18 protein-coding genes are annotated in these 14,072 nt (G+C 43.7%); all 18 read right to left on the reverse strand.

What is annotated here, in order from left to right:
* Positions 1-56: 56 nt before the first annotated feature.
* The 18 genes from J9537_RS20810 to J9537_RS16465 all read right to left on the reverse strand — a co-directional run bounded on the left by J9537_RS20810 (position 57) and on the right by J9537_RS16465 (position 13,993).
* On the reverse strand, positions 57-713 hold the full coding sequence (locus J9537_RS20810; protein WP_070510061.1) for a BMC domain-containing protein: 657 nt from the start codon (positions 711-713) through the stop codon (positions 57-59).
* A 43-nt stretch (positions 714-756) separates the two neighbouring features.
* Positions 757-1,362: a cupin domain-containing protein gene (locus tag J9537_RS16385; protein ID WP_070510064.1), complete on the reverse strand. Its 606-nt coding sequence runs from the start codon at positions 1,360-1,362 to the stop codon at positions 757-759.
* 15 nt (positions 1,363-1,377) lie between these two features.
* Positions 1,378-1,641 (reverse strand): EutN/CcmL family microcompartment protein, encoded by a 264-nt coding sequence (locus J9537_RS16390; protein ID WP_010744272.1) that lies wholly within the window; start codon positions 1,639-1,641, stop codon positions 1,378-1,380.
* A complete protein-coding gene (locus J9537_RS16395; RefSeq protein WP_010744271.1) occupies positions 1,635-1,934 on the reverse strand; it encodes a BMC domain-containing protein in 300 nt (99 codons plus the stop codon). Before J9537_RS16395 ends, J9537_RS16390 begins: the two co-directional genes overlap by 7 nt.
* 97 nt (positions 1,935-2,031) lie before the next feature.
* Positions 2,032-2,868, reverse strand: a complete 837-nt coding sequence (eutJ, locus tag J9537_RS16400) for an ethanolamine utilization protein EutJ (protein ID WP_070510153.1) — start codon at positions 2,866-2,868, stop codon at positions 2,032-2,034.
* A gap of 32 nt (positions 2,869-2,900) precedes the next feature.
* Positions 2,901-3,467 (reverse strand): hypothetical protein, encoded by a 567-nt coding sequence (locus J9537_RS16405; protein ID WP_070510067.1) that lies wholly within the window; start codon positions 3,465-3,467, stop codon positions 2,901-2,903.
* Entirely contained in the window at positions 3,467-4,606 is a 1,140-nt protein-coding gene (locus J9537_RS16410; RefSeq protein ID WP_070510071.1) for a 1-propanol dehydrogenase PduQ, read from the reverse strand. The genes J9537_RS16405 and J9537_RS16410 overlap by 1 nt, the downstream gene beginning before the upstream one ends.
* Positions 4,593-5,042, reverse strand: coding sequence for a EutP/PduV family microcompartment system protein (locus J9537_RS16415; protein ID WP_070510074.1), 450 nt, complete (start codon positions 5,040-5,042; stop codon positions 4,593-4,595). Before J9537_RS16415 ends, J9537_RS16410 begins: the two co-directional genes overlap by 14 nt.
* Positions 5,039-5,383 (reverse strand): BMC domain-containing protein, encoded by a 345-nt coding sequence (locus tag J9537_RS16420; RefSeq protein ID WP_010744266.1) that lies wholly within the window; start codon positions 5,381-5,383, stop codon positions 5,039-5,041. Before J9537_RS16420 ends, J9537_RS16415 begins: the two co-directional genes overlap by 4 nt.
* Positions 5,384-5,395: 12 nt before the next feature.
* Positions 5,396-6,346, reverse strand: a complete 951-nt coding sequence (gene cutD, locus J9537_RS16425) for a choline TMA-lyase-activating enzyme (protein ID WP_028020145.1) — start codon at positions 6,344-6,346, stop codon at positions 5,396-5,398.
* 24 nt (positions 6,347-6,370) lie between these two features.
* Positions 6,371-8,911, reverse strand: a complete 2,541-nt coding sequence (gene cutC / locus J9537_RS16430; RefSeq protein ID WP_070510078.1) for a choline trimethylamine-lyase — start codon at positions 8,909-8,911, stop codon at positions 6,371-6,373.
* Positions 8,912-8,925: 14 nt separating this feature from the next.
* Entirely contained in the window at positions 8,926-10,347 is a 1,422-nt protein-coding gene (locus J9537_RS16435; RefSeq protein WP_070510081.1) for an aldehyde dehydrogenase family protein, read from the reverse strand.
* Between the two features lie 12 nt (positions 10,348-10,359).
* Complete coding sequence (locus tag J9537_RS16440) at positions 10,360-10,665, reverse strand: BMC domain-containing protein (protein ID WP_028020142.1); 306 nt, start codon at positions 10,663-10,665, stop codon at positions 10,360-10,362.
* A gap of 11 nt (positions 10,666-10,676) precedes the next feature.
* Complete coding sequence (locus tag J9537_RS16445) at positions 10,677-10,973, reverse strand: BMC domain-containing protein (protein WP_010744261.1); 297 nt, start codon at positions 10,971-10,973, stop codon at positions 10,677-10,679.
* A gap of 12 nt (positions 10,974-10,985) precedes the next feature.
* The gene (locus J9537_RS16450) at positions 10,986-11,270 is read right to left on the reverse strand and encodes a helix-turn-helix domain-containing protein (RefSeq protein ID WP_010744260.1); all 285 of its coding nucleotides are present in this window, start codon (positions 11,268-11,270) and stop codon (positions 10,986-10,988) included.
* A 1-nt stretch (position 11,271) separates the two neighbouring features.
* Positions 11,272-12,282 carry a DMT family transporter gene (locus J9537_RS16455; RefSeq protein WP_010744259.1) on the reverse strand — a complete coding sequence of 337 codons (1,011 nt, stop codon included), beginning with the start codon at positions 12,280-12,282 and terminating at the stop codon, positions 11,272-11,274.
* A gap of 11 nt (positions 12,283-12,293) precedes the next feature.
* Positions 12,294-12,578: an ethanolamine utilization microcompartment protein EutM gene (eutM, locus tag J9537_RS16460; protein WP_070510084.1), complete on the reverse strand. Its 285-nt coding sequence runs from the start codon at positions 12,576-12,578 to the stop codon at positions 12,294-12,296.
* A gap of 569 nt (positions 12,579-13,147) precedes the next feature.
* Complete coding sequence (locus tag J9537_RS16465; RefSeq protein ID WP_070510087.1) at positions 13,148-13,993, reverse strand: MerR family transcriptional regulator; 846 nt, start codon at positions 13,991-13,993, stop codon at positions 13,148-13,150.
* Between the last annotated feature and the right edge of the window lie 79 nt (positions 13,994-14,072).

Below are 14,072 nucleotides of genomic sequence, written 5' to 3' on the forward strand. Positions count from 1 at the left end.
TAGCGCTTAAATTGCTGACTGCCTCTGCAATCAGTGTTTTTTTCAAATTGATCGATCTACTTCTTAGTGAAGTGCTGCATCAATGCCGCAATAAGCTGCTCTTTATTGGCTTTATGGACATCCTTCTTATTAATAGAGAAGTTTTGCTGCTTCTTCGCTAGCTTTCGCAGCTCTAAAACCTTCATAGCAGACAATTCGTTTTCAATTTCTACTGTTTTGCCGGCTTTTTCTAGTTCTGAGTACGAAACTTCTGTCACTTCTTGGCTAGGAGAAGTAGGTGTCGTATCATTTTCTGTTTCCTTTGACTCTTCCTGAAGTGTCTCAGCTTCTGGCTTTTCGTTAGCTACTTGACTCTCTGACTTAACGACCCCTTCATCATTTTGCAAGTTGAGATCATCCGCTGGATTATCAGCTTCAGCTTTCGTTTCGATTTCCACTTCGGCGGCAGCTTCAAACAATCGTAAACTCTCATCTGGTCGAGGGATCACGTGTGTCGTCATCAATAATGATTCTTCAAGCTTTGTCACAGCTGATGCTGCAGCGTCCACGGCTGTTTTTACCGCGGCTACATCCCCCTGCACCATAATGGTCACTAAACCTCCGCCTACAACTTCTTTTTGAGTCAACGTTACTTCAGCCGTTTTCAGCATGACATCACTGGCTTCGACAGCTGCCAGTAACCCTTTTGTTTCAACTAATCCTAATGCTTTCATACTCTTGCTCCTTTAATGTCAGTCACGGCTCGTTGGAAGGATTTCACAACAAATCCGGCCAATTTGCTGGATACGTCGCGTAAAACAGTTTCACCTTGTTTGGTGAACACCAAGTAACCTTACTGTCTTTTGGCACAAAGACGACGTCTCCCGGATTGGCTGTAAATGTTTGACCCTCGATCGTAATCTCCAAAGTGCCGCTGATCACATAATCGATCTCCTCATAGGTTAGCTCCCAGTCAAAGGAGGAATGATCGATTTCAAGAAAGCCGGCGCTGATCTGTGCTTCTTCCTTACTAATCAACTCTTGATAGTAGACCTTGGCATTGGGATCACCTGTGTCGAAGGGCGCCATTTTGACACTTTCACCCTTTACGACTTTCAAGCCGCTGTCGTGCTGTTCACATTGGAATGAAGCCGTTTCCCCTGCCAAAATCATCTTTAATAGTTGGATTAACGTGTTCTTATCGAGCTCATTAGGAATAGCCGCTTCTGTTAACGTCGTTTCACAGCTTTCCTTGATGGGCAGTTGAAAGGCTTCAATCAAATCTTGTGCCGCTGGTGTGATGATCGTATTTCCATCAACGCATAAAGCTATTCCGTCTGCCTGCGACTGTTCAACATCCTCGACACAAATCAATTTTTTCATCGCTTCCGATCCTTTCTATACAGATTCACAACTTTCATCAATAATACCGATTACCGCCGCATCTACTGGAATCGCATCATTTTCCAGCATTCTTCTGGCGGCACTCCCGCAGGTGACAATCACGCGATCACCGATTCCAGCTCCGATGACATCACAGACAATCAGCTGTTCGCCATCACGAGAACCGCCAATTACCTCTGCAATCATCAGCTTTAACCCATTTAGCTGCTCCGATTTGCGTGTCGCCCAGATATTATCGATCAATCGTGCCGTTACCATTTTCGTTCCTTGTCTTTTCGTTTGATTTCTTCAATGGCTGACTCAACGGATGCGGTATCGCCAAAAATTGCCAAAAGTATCATATTTTGCGGACAGCTGCCACGAATATCCTCCACCGTCACACCGACAGCTTTTTCCGCGACATCTGCGGCACAAACCATTTCGATCAGTTTCCCCTGTACGAGTCCCACTGCGTCTGGTGTTTCCAAAGCCGATTTTGGTCCTGAGCCTTTGCGGCGATTCAAGATGGCTAGGGTGCCTTCACCAGGAGACTTAATTATGCGACAATCCATTTTACTGTTCCTCCTCTACCTCAACTGCTCTGCTCCGGCAATATGATAAAAGAATAAAAGTCCTGCTTTGAGACTTTTAGCTTATTGCCAGATTCGCCTACAATATTTCATCCGTACAGCTCAACGCGATCCCTAAAGGCGTTACGAACATGGGGTTTAACGGTTTATAGGTCTTAATTCCTGTTTTTGACTCGATGATTGTTTCGATTCCTGTCAAACAAGCTGTCCCACCAACTAAATACAGTCCATCAATTTCGAAGCCCTCGATTTGTGCTGTGATGATCGTGGCGATTTTTTCTACTACTGGCTTTAAGACCCCGATCAGCTCTGAATGATTGTTCTGATCTCGTTTGTAAAGTTCCGCTTCAGAAAATGAAAAACAATAGGCCCCGGCGGTGACTAGTGTCAAGTGGGTCCCCCCAGTTGCGTCATCTGTAACTTTTACTACCTCTCCATCCTTAATAATGGAAATACCCGTTGTTCCGCCGCCGATATCGACGACCGCACCATTTTGAATGGATAAAACTTGATTGGCAGCAGTTGGTTCGTCTAACACATTGGTTAACTCAAAGCCCGCACCTTGAACCACATTTTTTATCGCTCCACCATCCAACGCATCGGTTCCTGGGGGAATCGCCGCTGCTGCGTAAATTAATTCGGTGTCCAGCTTTTCCTCTAGCTCCGCCTTTAATTCTTTGACGATACTGATGGCGCCGATATAATCAACGACCATCCCATCTCGGACAACATCAGCATAACGATAAGCTCCCGCCACAGGTTGAAAATTTTCGTCCATAACAGCCAAGACGATACAGGCTGTCCCAAGATCGACACCGGTATAGTAAATCTCTGCCGCACTTTTTTTCGGCTCTTTAATTACTGCTTCAAATTCTGCGACTAATTGGTCACAGGCCTTTCTATCGTTCATGATCATCACAGACATTTCCTCCGACTTTTAGAAATTTTTTAAAGGTTTTGTAGCTGATCCTCCGCTTGTTTCATCCAGTAAATCAGTTTTTTTAGAGCGAGCTCTTGTTCTGCTGAAACAAAAACTTGTAAAGTCTCCGCATAAACAGCTGCACGATGCAGACTTAAAATTACTTTGCCGCCTGGCTGAAAAAGGAGCGCTTCATTTAATTCAGAAAGGTCATCCTCTTCATCAGAAGCGGCTTCCGACAGCTCAAGCTCATCAAATTTTTCTTCCTTAATGCGAGTTACTGTTTGTGCTAAACCAACGATTCGACGGCTGGCTGCCGTGCTTAGTTCATTTGCTTTCAACGCGGCTTCCCATAGCTCGATCTCGAGTAACGAAAAGAAGTTTGCTTTTTTAATCGCAACTTCCCTTTCCTTCGTGTCATTCCCTTCAGCATGACTTCCTAGTTCTGACCTGCCCTCGCTAATAAGCTTAATTTGATGATCTGACAGAAACTGCTTTGCTCCGGGGGTTAGTCGCTCATTCGTGTCTAAAAAAAGTTCTTTAAAAGGCTGGTGACGGTTCTTCACTTGCAGCTCTTGTTCTGTGATGTAGCGCATCAATGACCACCTCGACAAATCCTAGAGTAAATACCTGCCAAATCTTCACGAGTTACTTTTCGAGGATTCGTTAACGTGCATTTATCCTTTAACGCGGCTTCGGCCATTTCTGGAATCGCTGCAAGAAATTCCCCTTCATCAATCTCTAACTCAGTGACATATTTCGGCACCTCAAATTTTCGCGTCAGCTTCTGAATCCCCGCGATAAGCAGGCTCACCGTCGTCCGATCAGTCATGGAGCGAAGTCCTAGCAGGTTCGCAGCTTCTGCGTATTTCGTTAAAGCTGGTGAAGCGAAGTCACCCTCTATCCCTGCATTGAATGAAATCACATGGGGTAACAGAATGGCGTTCGCGCGACCATGCGGGATATGAAAACGTCCACCCAGTGCGTGCGCCAAGCTATGACAAATCCCTAATGATGCTTCACTAAACGCCATACCTGCTAAACAAGAAGCATTGTGGATTTTTTCTCGCAGCTCTTTGTTTTCCCCATCAGCAACAACCTTGTCTAGGTCCTGCCATATGATTCGCATCGCCTTTTCCGCACAGGCATCGGTGAAATCTGTTGCATCCGTTGAAACATAAGCTTCTAAGGTGTGCGTCAACACATCGATCCCTGTATCCGCAGTCACTCCGCTTGGTACAGTGAGAGTAAAAGCTGGATCAAGAATCGCGATTTCTGGAATCATTCTTTCATCTACTAAGGCATATTTTCCATTAACAGAGGGATCAGAAATCACCGCAAAGGAAGTCACTTCACTGCCTGTTCCACTTGTGGTGGGAACACAAATCAACTGTATCTTCTTTTCCAGCTCGACTTGCTGGTAGATTTGGCGAACTGCTTTGGCCGTATCCAGAGCAGACCCGCCTCCTAATGCAAGGATCGCGTCTGGTTGAAAACCTGCAGCATAAGCCACTCCTTTTGTCACTACCTCAATCGTTGGATCAGGAACAATTTCAGAGAAAAGCTGAAATGCAATTTCATTTTCTGTTAGAATGGTCGTCACTTTTTTTACCATTCCGCTGACGACCATGAAAGGATCACAGATTACTAATACTTGTTGAAAATCGAAATCCTTTAAAGCGTGTATCGCTTGATTACCGGAATATATTTTTGTCGCCATTTTAAATGTTTCCATCGTCTCTCCCCCCTTCTAAAATAATTTTTTTAATTGAACACAGATCAGGATTTGCTAAATCAAGCAAGTCGTCAATAGGATCTATGCCACAGGAGAAAAGCTGCCCTTTCGCTTTTCTCAGTCCTTCTTCTGTATAAGTTTCGTGATAAGTGATTACGCCATAAATAGGAATTCGAAACGCTTTTGCAAAATTCGGCGGGTAGCTGCGGCGACTCGCCGTAACTGGCTGCAGAAAGATACCGCAATCCGCCGACTGCTGCAGGGCAATGACATGCTTGTGCATCCAAGGACTTTCCAAATAGCTGTCAGGAACAATGATTGTCCGTTTGTGATAAACGATACTGGCGACTTTTCTTAACGGTTCTTCCTTTTCTTCAAAATAATTCGCCAAAGTCATTTTCCCACTACTTCGTGGACCCACTAAAAGAATTTTCATGTTCGAGTCACATCGACGACACTAAATTTCAGAACTTCTTTGAAGACTCGCAGCACTTCTCTTAAGCTAGTTTCTACGCTTTCTACATCACCTGTAATTACGACCGAGCCGGTAAAACGGTCTAAGAAACCAATCTCTACATCCGCTACCTTTGCTGCAGTATCAGCCGCGATCATCGCCGTTTCAAAAGGTGAGAGGGTCAAAATTCCGATGGCTCCCGCCTCATCAATCCCCAATGATTGATAGACACTGCCTATCGGCGCCGCGATGACATGCGCCAACGTAATCTGCTTGCCTGGCACCGACTCTTCAATCACTCGTTGCGCGATTATTTCTGACATGACTGCTCCTCCTTAATGTCGCACGACTCTGACCGGGAAATCATATTCAGCGATCCAGCCTTCAATCTGATCCAGCTCATTATCTGACAAGCTCGGATCGCCCTCCACAGGATAGTCCATCCCTAACTGGCCGTATTTATTGACGCCCAGCTTATGGTACGGCAGCAGATCGATCCCCTTAAAATTCGGCAGTTCCTTGTAAGGAAGTAAAAAGTCGACGATTTCCTTAATTTCCTCATGGCTGTCATTAATCATTTTCAACATCGGCATTCTGATCTGAACTTTGTAGCCACGTACCAGCAATTCTTTCAAATTCGCTAAAATTTTCTCGTTACTGATACCCGTTAATTCATTGTGTCGAACAGGGTCCATATGCTTCATGTCATATAAAAAGAGATCCGTGTAATCCGCCATCTCCAACAGCTTCTTCATCCCGCTATGGCCGCAGGTCTCAATCGCTGTATTGATGCCATCTGATTTACATGCCTTCAAAAGTGCCAATGCCGCTTCTGGCTGGGCGGTGCATTCACCACCACTAAAGGTTACCCCTCCGCCGGACATTTCGTAGAAAGCATCGTCTTCGTGGATGACCTCCATCAATTGTGAGATCGTTTTGATCGTCCCTGTAATGTTCAACGCCTTCTTAGGACAGGCGTCGACACATTTTTGACACCCGTTACAGGAAATATCGCGACGCACTTGATGTTTGCCCTTTTCATCCAGATAATGAATGCCTAAAGGACACGCCTCAACACACGTGCCACAATCGTTACACACGCTCTCTTTATACATGACTTCAAACTTACGCTTGATTCCTTCTGGATTGGCACACCACTGGCAACGCAATGGACAGCCTTTGAAAAAGACGATAGTTCTGATCCCAGGACCGTCATACAGGCTGTATTTTTGTACATTGAAAATCATCGCTTGCCGTTCAATCCGTTCCTCTTTCACATCAACCATCCATTCCAAGCTCCAGCTTATTTTCTAAAATTTTGTCAACATTGTCCGTGAGATAATTTCATCCTGAACATCTTTACACAGCTCTACGAAGAAGGCGCTGTAGCCCGCCACACGAACAATCAAATCACGGTATTGTTCAGGATGCTTTTGTGCCTCGATCAGCGTATTATTGTCCAAGTAGTTAAACTGCATTTCTCCATTTCCTAAATGACAAGCCGTTTTCAACAATGTAATCAGGCTTTCTTCTCCTTCAGGCGTATCCAACAGGCCAGACATAATCTTGAAGTTGTGTACCATTCCGATGTTCATGCTGTCATTAGACATTTTTGAGATGGATTTAATGATAGCTGTCGGACCTTTGTAATCGGCTCCTTGGGTTGGACTGATCCCATCTGATAATGGGGTCCAAGCTTTTCGTCCGTTTGCGGAAGCACCCGTCAATTGTCCAAATGGTGTATTGTTAGAAATTGACAACGTTCCATGGCTCAAAACAGAATACAAGGTTTTGTATTTACGATGCTCTGATTCTGTAAAGTTGATCAAATCTGCTGCGATTAGATCGGCATAATCGTCATCATTTCCATACTTCGGCGCGTTCAAGCAGTCCGTTCTCATGCGGTCATAATTTACGAAGTCCGCTTTTAATCCTTCGTTCAATTCCTGCAGTGAATATTTTTTGTCATCAAAAACAAGTTTTTTGATGGCCGCCATTGAATCAGCGTACGTCGCTAAACCTGACCAAACAACTCCAGGACCAAAGTTATACATCGCCCCACCAGAAGAAACATCTTTTCCGTTTTCCATACAGCCTTCATACATGATGGACATTAATGGTTTTGGCGCTAGATCACGATGAACTCGTTGCGAAATGACGGTTGCCACATCTGTCCATTTAGTGATGTACTTGATCTCTTCTTTAACCGCCGCTTCGAATTCCTCATAAGTAGTAAAGCGCGACAGATCCCCCATATCTGGGCAAACTTGTTTCCCATACCACAGTGGAACACCCTTGTTTAAAACCAACTCGATACAAATCGGCCATTGTGTATAGGCAGTTGAGGTCCATTGATACAATCGACCCGATTTTTGCGGCTCCACACAGCCCATCAAGCAATAATCCCGAGCATCCTCGATCGAAACCCCTTTAGCCAGCATCATTTTGATGTGAGTATCATCGAAATGACAAGCTGGGAAGCCCATTCCTGCGCGAACCACATCAACGATTTTCTTCAAGTATTCTCGTGGTGAGTGATTATGGATTCGGCAAGCAAGAGACGGCTGATAAACCTTCACATGACGAACAGCATCCATTAACAAATACGTCAGCTCATTCGTCGCGTCACGACCTTGGCGTGTCACGCCGCCGACACACATATTGACAAACGGTTGGTATCCTGCGAAGAATTTAGACCCGCCTTCACTGGTAATCCACATCATTTCTGACATCTTAATCAACATACAGCCCGCCAGCTCAAAGGCTTGGAACTCGTTCATTCGTCCTTCTTCCAAGTCCGCTTTGAAGTATGGGTACATGTATTGATCGACCCGTCCGATGGACATTCCTGTTTGATTTTCTTCAACAACTAGCAAGGATTCAATAGTCCAAACAGCCTGAATCGCTTCCCAGAATGTTTCCGGTTTATGCGCTGGAACTTTACGATTAACCTCTGAAATTTTCAGAAGCTCGGCTTTACGTCTCGGATTGGTTTCCTTTGCTGCAAGCTCCGCAGCATAATCAGCCATACGACGGGCATAGATCATTACACCCTCTGTCGTATCAATGATTGATTTATAGAAGTAGATTTTTTCAATATCCTCTGGATTTTCATAGTCAAGCTCTTCCAAATGGGCCTTCGCTTCATTTTGAATATCCAGCATGCCTTTTTTCATCAAGATTACATCGTAGCCAGGGTTCGAATCACCACCGCCATTTAACGCATGGTAAGAACAGTCTGAAACAAAGGACTCACCAGACAATTCCCAAACACCCGCTTCACGGTATTGGTCCTCGCAATATTCATCCACAGATTTACCCTTCCAAAATGGGAAAAGCTCTTCTCGCATGATCTTCTTGTCTTCGTCAGAAATGTAAAACGGGTCCTGCGGACGATTGCCGATTGTGTCAATCTCATCCTCCATCCAACGCCATGCGATATCTGGTGAAAAAGCCCCGGCACGAGGTTTTCCATTAGGTGCCCCGACAATCAGTTCATGATCCTGAATCACTAACGGTGCTGTTTCACAGCAATAGCGGAAACACTTCGCTCGTAAAACAATTTTTGGCATACCAGGATTTTCTTTAGCGATTTTCGTGATGGCACGGGCACGATAGGTCGTAATTGATGGAACCTGCTCTAAATAATTATCCTTTAAGGCCTGCAAACGTTTCGTAATCCCATTAGGAATGGCTGTTCCTTCTTCTGAGGCTAATGTTTCTGTTACGATGTCATCCTTTTTGACTTCATCGGAAACAGAGGCGAACATTTTCATTAGCGCCTGTCTTTCTTCCGAGCTTAATTCTTTGGTTGCTTCAGCCAGCTTGGCTGAAAATTCTTTGATATCCATTTATCTCCCTCACTTTACTGCTCCATAATTTTTTTCAAAAACTTTTCTAATAGTGCTTGTTCATCTAAGATCGGATCGTCTTTCACTTTTTGCCCAATAAAGGTCTCACCCTTTTTGTACCCTATCTCACGAACATACCTGAGGTCTCTGGCAGTGATGCTTTCTGCTTTAAACCCGCGTCCAGTCGTCAACCCACCTAAGATCAATGACACGGGCAACGTTGAATCCAGTCCGATTCCGGCTAAGCTCGTCCCAGTGTTGACGAGCATACGGCCCACGGGTTTCTTCAATGCGAATTCGCGGATAATCGCTTGATCCTTGGAATGAATCGCTAGTGTGTGACCGTTCTGCTTTTCTTTTAACAATTGAATACACTTGTCACAAGCGTGAATCCAATCTGATTCCAAGTAGAAAGTCAGAATCGGACACTGAAGAGCCGTTGCAAATGGATTCTCGTCAAAAATATACGGCTGTTCCGAAACTAGTACACGTGTTTCTTCAGCGACAGTGAACCCTGCTAAACTAGCCAGTGCTTTGGCATCTTTTCCGACAAACGCGGGATTGATCTCACTGCCTAAATACAGATGTGCTAACAGTTGCCGCTCTTCTTCCCCACTCATGAAGTGAGCTCCCGCCTGCATCATCTGCATTTTTACCTCACTGGCAATCATACTTTCCGCAATCACAAACTGCTCAGCAGAAGGCAAAAGTCCATTATCAAAGGCTCGGCTGGAGATTATTTCTTCTGCAGCCTGTTGGATATCCGCAGTTCGTTCAATAAATACTGGTGTAGAACCGCTGCTCCCATAAATCATCGGCTTTGCTGCAGTTTTCAAATTGAAATAAGCAGGACTACCGATATTGATAACTAAAGCTACCGATTCGTGTTTCATCATCGCTTCAATTCCTTCTAGCGCTGTGTTTTCCATGAGACAAACACTTGATTGAGGAAATCCAGCTTTTACAGGTTGAAAAATGTCAAAAAGCTTTGAAGCAATGGCTTCTGTTTTGCCCGCAGGAATTAAAATGACCGAATTTCCAGATTTTAATGCGCTTACAGTCGCAAACAAAGCATTTAGCAGAATATTTTCTGCTGGCAGAATCACTGCAATCACTCCCAGCGGCACACCAATATGTTTTAGTGAGCCTTCTGTCTTTAAAGAACCAATGGTCTGCTCTTCCAACGCTTCGCTAAGCTGCCCTAAAAAGGATTGCCATAGCTGTAATTTATCCTTCACATTTCCTCGCTTTGTCTCAGTCACTTCATAGGCGACCAGCTCCGGTAGCTGTTGCTTTACTTCGCCTAGGAGTTGTTTGAGCATGCGATCAATTGTTTTCTGATCATATTCCCGTAATAAACATTGCGCATCACGAGCGGATTCCGCTAAGATACGGGCTTCTTGGATTGATATTAAATCTTTATCCACAAATTCCATGCGTTCCACTCCTTATGCTGGAAGCAGCTGCTCCAACGAATAACGGTCAATGATTTTTCCCAAATCAATATGAGGACTAGCAATAACGACAGAGCTATATACTTCAGCACCCATCTCCTCAACTGCTGCAACCCCTGTTTCCACAGCTGTTTTACAGGCGGCGACATCGCCTCTTACAATGACCGAAATGTAGCCAGAGGCTACATTTTCATAGCCGACTAGTTCCACATCTGCCGCCTTGCACATCGCATCGGCAGCTTCTAAAACAAAAACTAACCCGAAGGTCTCAATTGCTCCGATTGCTTCGTATCTTTCCATATTCTCACTCCTTATTGATCAATGTCGTGAACAGAAACAATATCTCCCACCGCTCGGATGGGCCTTGGCATCACGTTTTGCGCGGTTAATTTACCGATTGCTTCAGCAGCGCTAGCACCAGCTGCCACCGACGCCTCGACTGCCGCCACATCTCCTTTGATCATGATTGTGACTAAGGTCGATCCAATGTTTTCATAGGAAATCAGTTCCACATTTGCTGCCTTCAGCATTTCATCACAGGCCTTTAACGCAGGAACTAATCCGATCGTTTCAACCAGTCCTAGTGCTTCTTCACCCTTGTACCTCACCTTTTTGCCTCCTTACACTTTTCGATATGCCGCGTCCACATATTTCATTACAGTGCTTCGTCCATCCTCTGTAATCTTGTAACGCATCACCAATTCATTCTCTTTATCCAAATCGTAGCTAGTCATTTCGACTAAACCATTCGCCTCTAAGGCTAATAAATGATCCAAATACATTTTTTCGTTAAACTGTTTTTCATTTCCATAGTCTTTTTTTAGCGCGGTCATTACTTGCTTTACATCCACTTCAGTGTCGTCAGACATATGATTTAAAACAGCCATTCTGCTTGGTAGTACCATCCTATGCATCTCCTTTTCTGATTAAATCTAAAGGATTCATCGTAACGATAATCGCCCCTAATACGATGACAATTGACCCAATGACGATCGTTGCAGTTAACGTTTGTCCTAAGAAGATTACGCAGAACAAAACGCCCCAGAAAGCATACGTAACGTTTAGAGACATTCCGATCGCACAGCCTACCATCGAATTCGCTTTGTACCAGCAAACGAAGGAGACTGCCGCACTTAAACCAGATAAAACCAGCCACAAAATCGGGATACCAGCCGTTAAGGTACCGCCTAACAAATTCATTCCCCCCACAAGAGGAACGATTAGTACTAGAACTACCAAACCAGAAATCAATTCTCTGAGGTTCACTGCTACGTCTGTATCAATCATGGCACCGCCAAAGCTAGAGAACACGCCCTCAAGTCCCCAGCAAATTGCCGCGATCAATGCACAGATGATCCCCAACGTAAAGTTCGGTGCCCCTTCTGGTTTCACGAAGTTAATGATGATGGCACCAACCACACACAAGACCATTCCGAAAACAACGCGTTTTGTCGGACGTTGCTTCAAGAATATCCAAGCGAACAATGCGCCAAAAAGGCTACAGGTTGCTGAAATCGGAATCGCGTAAGCTCCAGCCATTGCTAAACCAATCAAATAAGCGCCGTTTGCTACTGGTCCCCCTAGTAAGAAGCCGATTACCAGCATTTGTCCCGGCTTTGTTTTCAATGTACGAGATAATTCCTTTAAACGCCCCTGCTTCGCGTTATAGAATAAAAGCCAGATTCCTGCAAAAAAGTCATTTAAACCTGAACAAACAAAAGGTGCCGCTAAAAAACCCGCTGCGCTAACCAATGGATCATACCCGCTGGCAACCATTACTAACGTGGAATAAATGCCGTAAGTTAAACCGGAAATTAACCCATTACTTATTCCAGCAACACGAAATTTTTTACCGACCGCTTTCATTTTTGTTTCTGCAGAAACTGCCGATTGCATGACACTTTTCTCACTATTCATATCAATTCCCCTTATTCATTCGTTATATGCGGCAGAATGGATTCAACTTCCCCATGAGGACGTGGAATCACATGGACAGACAATAACTCCCCTACTCGCTGTGCCGCTGCTGCTCCAGCGTCAGTTGCAGCTTTAACCGCTCCAACATCACCACGAACCATAACGGTTACAATACCGCCACCGACAAGCTCTTTTCCGATTAGAGAGACATTTGCCGCCTTGACCATTGCGTCTGCTGCTTCAATCGAACCCACGAGTCCTTTTGTTTCTACCATTCCTAATGCATCGTACTTCATTTGAGTTCCTCCCATTTGCGTTGAACACGCAATTAATTTTTCCTTCTTCACTTTAGAATGTTCCCTTACGGTAGGAGTCAACAAAATATTTTAAAAAAATTGTTCAATAGTACACAAAGTTTTCTTCTGAAACAGAGAGTATTCTCAATTAACTGTACCAATCGAGAATCTACATCCGTTAACTCGGAAACAAAGCTTAGAATCTTCTTGTTTGTTCCCTTTAACTTATTTAAAATTATTTTTCTCTCAACGACTCGTGTCCCCATCTCAATTAATACAGAAACAACGAAAAAAAAAGAATCTCAGTAACAATTTAATCTTTTTTGAAAGGTAAAAGTAAATCATTTTAAGGAAATAAACCATGAATGAAAACGTTTTCTTTGTTTTCTTTTTTTAAATAATCCTATTTTGACGGTCATTTCTTTGCATTTGTTATGAATATTCGGAAACCTTGCCCTTAGAGACAAGGCTCATTGACGTTTCAAATTTTCAGAAATTTTCCTCTGTATTTTTCATAAATTGATCAAAAGAAACAGCCAAGCATCATAAGGACGCTTGACTGTTTGCGCTTATCTTTTTGTTGCCGGAAGCATTATCTCTGTTACAAATTTATTCGGATCTTGAATAGACCAATAATCAATGACATATCGCTCATAACAGTTGGGGCCGATTTCATAATTGTTTTCGGCTGCCCACTCTTCTATAAGACGATACTTTTCAGAAATTGTTTTATGATCGCCTAAATGATACAAACAAGCAAAAATTTGACCGCCGAAATCTTGTCTTGGTATAAGCATTTTACTATTTCGAACCGGTTTTTGGATGACAGTCGCTCGTTGTATACTGCCATTCGCTTTTGAATGATAGTCACTAAAACTTAAGATAACAGGACCCGTAATCTCACTTTCAAAATGTTCTAGATAATTCGTCCACTCGATATTGATAATCGACGACTTGTAATCGTATTCAAAATCCTGTTCTAAAAAATAATAGGAATCACGATCAATGTACTTCAAACTAATGTTATTGATGTGGTTCTCCATTGCCATCGTTCCCTCATTGAGCAGTCCAACCCAATCGGACACTGACTCATGGCAATTTTGAATGCGTTCTTCTTCTCTTTTCAATTCATCCAGCTTACTTAAAAAATTTCGTTGGTGATAAAAATAATCAGTCGTGTCTGAAACACCTGTCATTTCCTGCAAACGAAACCCCATCTGCTTGTAATATTTCAAGATAGGTATCATCATTACTGTATCTTCACTGTAATAACGATAGCCGTTTTTCGGACTTACATGATCCGGTACGAGTAGCCCTAATTCCTCGTAAAACCGTAATGTTTTTCTAGAAACGCGACAAATTTCTGCAGCCTCCCCGATGCTATGCAGTTTTTTCGCCCCCATGTTCATTGTCATTTATCCAGTCACCTCCCACATAATTTCTCTAAAAATTATGGAGCGTTCTGTTATAGTTGTCAAGATAAATTATAATCTG

The organism is Enterococcus raffinosus (assembly GCF_019175485.1).
Lineage (GTDB): Bacteria > Bacillota > Bacilli > Lactobacillales > Enterococcaceae > Enterococcus_A > Enterococcus_A raffinosus.

What these genes read in the sequence shown, in the direction of transcription:
- J9537_RS16385 (WP_070510064.1), bottom strand. Translation starts at nt 1,362, where the DNA reads ATGAAAAAATTGATTTGTGTCGAGGATGTTGAACAGTCGCAGGCAGAC.
- eutM (WP_070510084.1), bottom strand. Translation starts at nt 12,578, where the DNA reads ATGAAGTACGATGCATTAGGAATGGTAGAAACAAAAGGACTCGTGGGT.
- J9537_RS16420 (WP_010744266.1), bottom strand. Translation starts at nt 5,383, where the DNA reads ATGTCAGAAATAATCGCGCAACGAGTGATTGAAGAGTCGGTGCCAGGC.
- J9537_RS16440 (WP_028020142.1), bottom strand. Translation starts at nt 10,665, where the DNA reads ATGGAAAGATACGAAGCAATCGGAGCAATTGAGACCTTCGGGTTAGTT.
- J9537_RS16455 (WP_010744259.1), bottom strand. Translation starts at nt 12,282, where the DNA reads ATGAATAGTGAGAAAAGTGTCATGCAATCGGCAGTTTCTGCAGAAACA.
- cutD (WP_028020145.1), bottom strand. Translation starts at nt 6,346, where the DNA reads ATGGTTGATGTGAAAGAGGAACGGATTGAACGGCAAGCGATGATTTTC.
- J9537_RS16405 (WP_070510067.1), bottom strand. Translation starts at nt 3,467, where the DNA reads ATGCGCTACATCACAGAACAAGAGCTGCAAGTGAAGAACCGTCACCAG.
- J9537_RS16390 (WP_010744272.1), bottom strand. Translation starts at nt 1,641, where the DNA reads ATGGTAACGGCACGATTGATCGATAATATCTGGGCGACACGCAAATCG.
- J9537_RS16465 (WP_070510087.1), bottom strand. Translation starts at nt 13,993, where the DNA reads ATGACAATGAACATGGGGGCGAAAAAACTGCATAGCATCGGGGAGGCT.
- J9537_RS16410 (WP_070510071.1), bottom strand. Translation starts at nt 4,606, where the DNA reads ATGGAAACATTTAAAATGGCGACAAAAATATATTCCGGTAATCAAGCG.
- J9537_RS16395 (WP_010744271.1), bottom strand. Translation starts at nt 1,934, where the DNA reads ATGGATTGTCGCATAATTAAGTCTCCTGGTGAAGGCACCCTAGCCATC.
- J9537_RS20810 (WP_070510061.1), bottom strand. Translation starts at nt 713, where the DNA reads ATGAAAGCATTAGGATTAGTTGAAACAAAAGGGTTACTGGCAGCTGTC.
- cutC (WP_070510078.1), bottom strand. Translation starts at nt 8,911, where the DNA reads ATGGATATCAAAGAATTTTCAGCCAAGCTGGCTGAAGCAACCAAAGAA.
- eutJ (WP_070510153.1), bottom strand. Translation starts at nt 2,868, where the DNA reads ATGATCATGAACGATAGAAAGGCCTGTGACCAATTAGTCGCAGAATTT.
- J9537_RS16450 (WP_010744260.1), bottom strand. Translation starts at nt 11,270, where the DNA reads ATGGTACTACCAAGCAGAATGGCTGTTTTAAATCATATGTCTGACGAC.
- J9537_RS16415 (WP_070510074.1), bottom strand. Translation starts at nt 5,042, where the DNA reads ATGAAAATTCTTTTAGTGGGTCCACGAAGTAGTGGGAAAATGACTTTG.
- J9537_RS16435 (WP_070510081.1), bottom strand. Translation starts at nt 10,347, where the DNA reads ATGGAATTTGTGGATAAAGATTTAATATCAATCCAAGAAGCCCGTATC.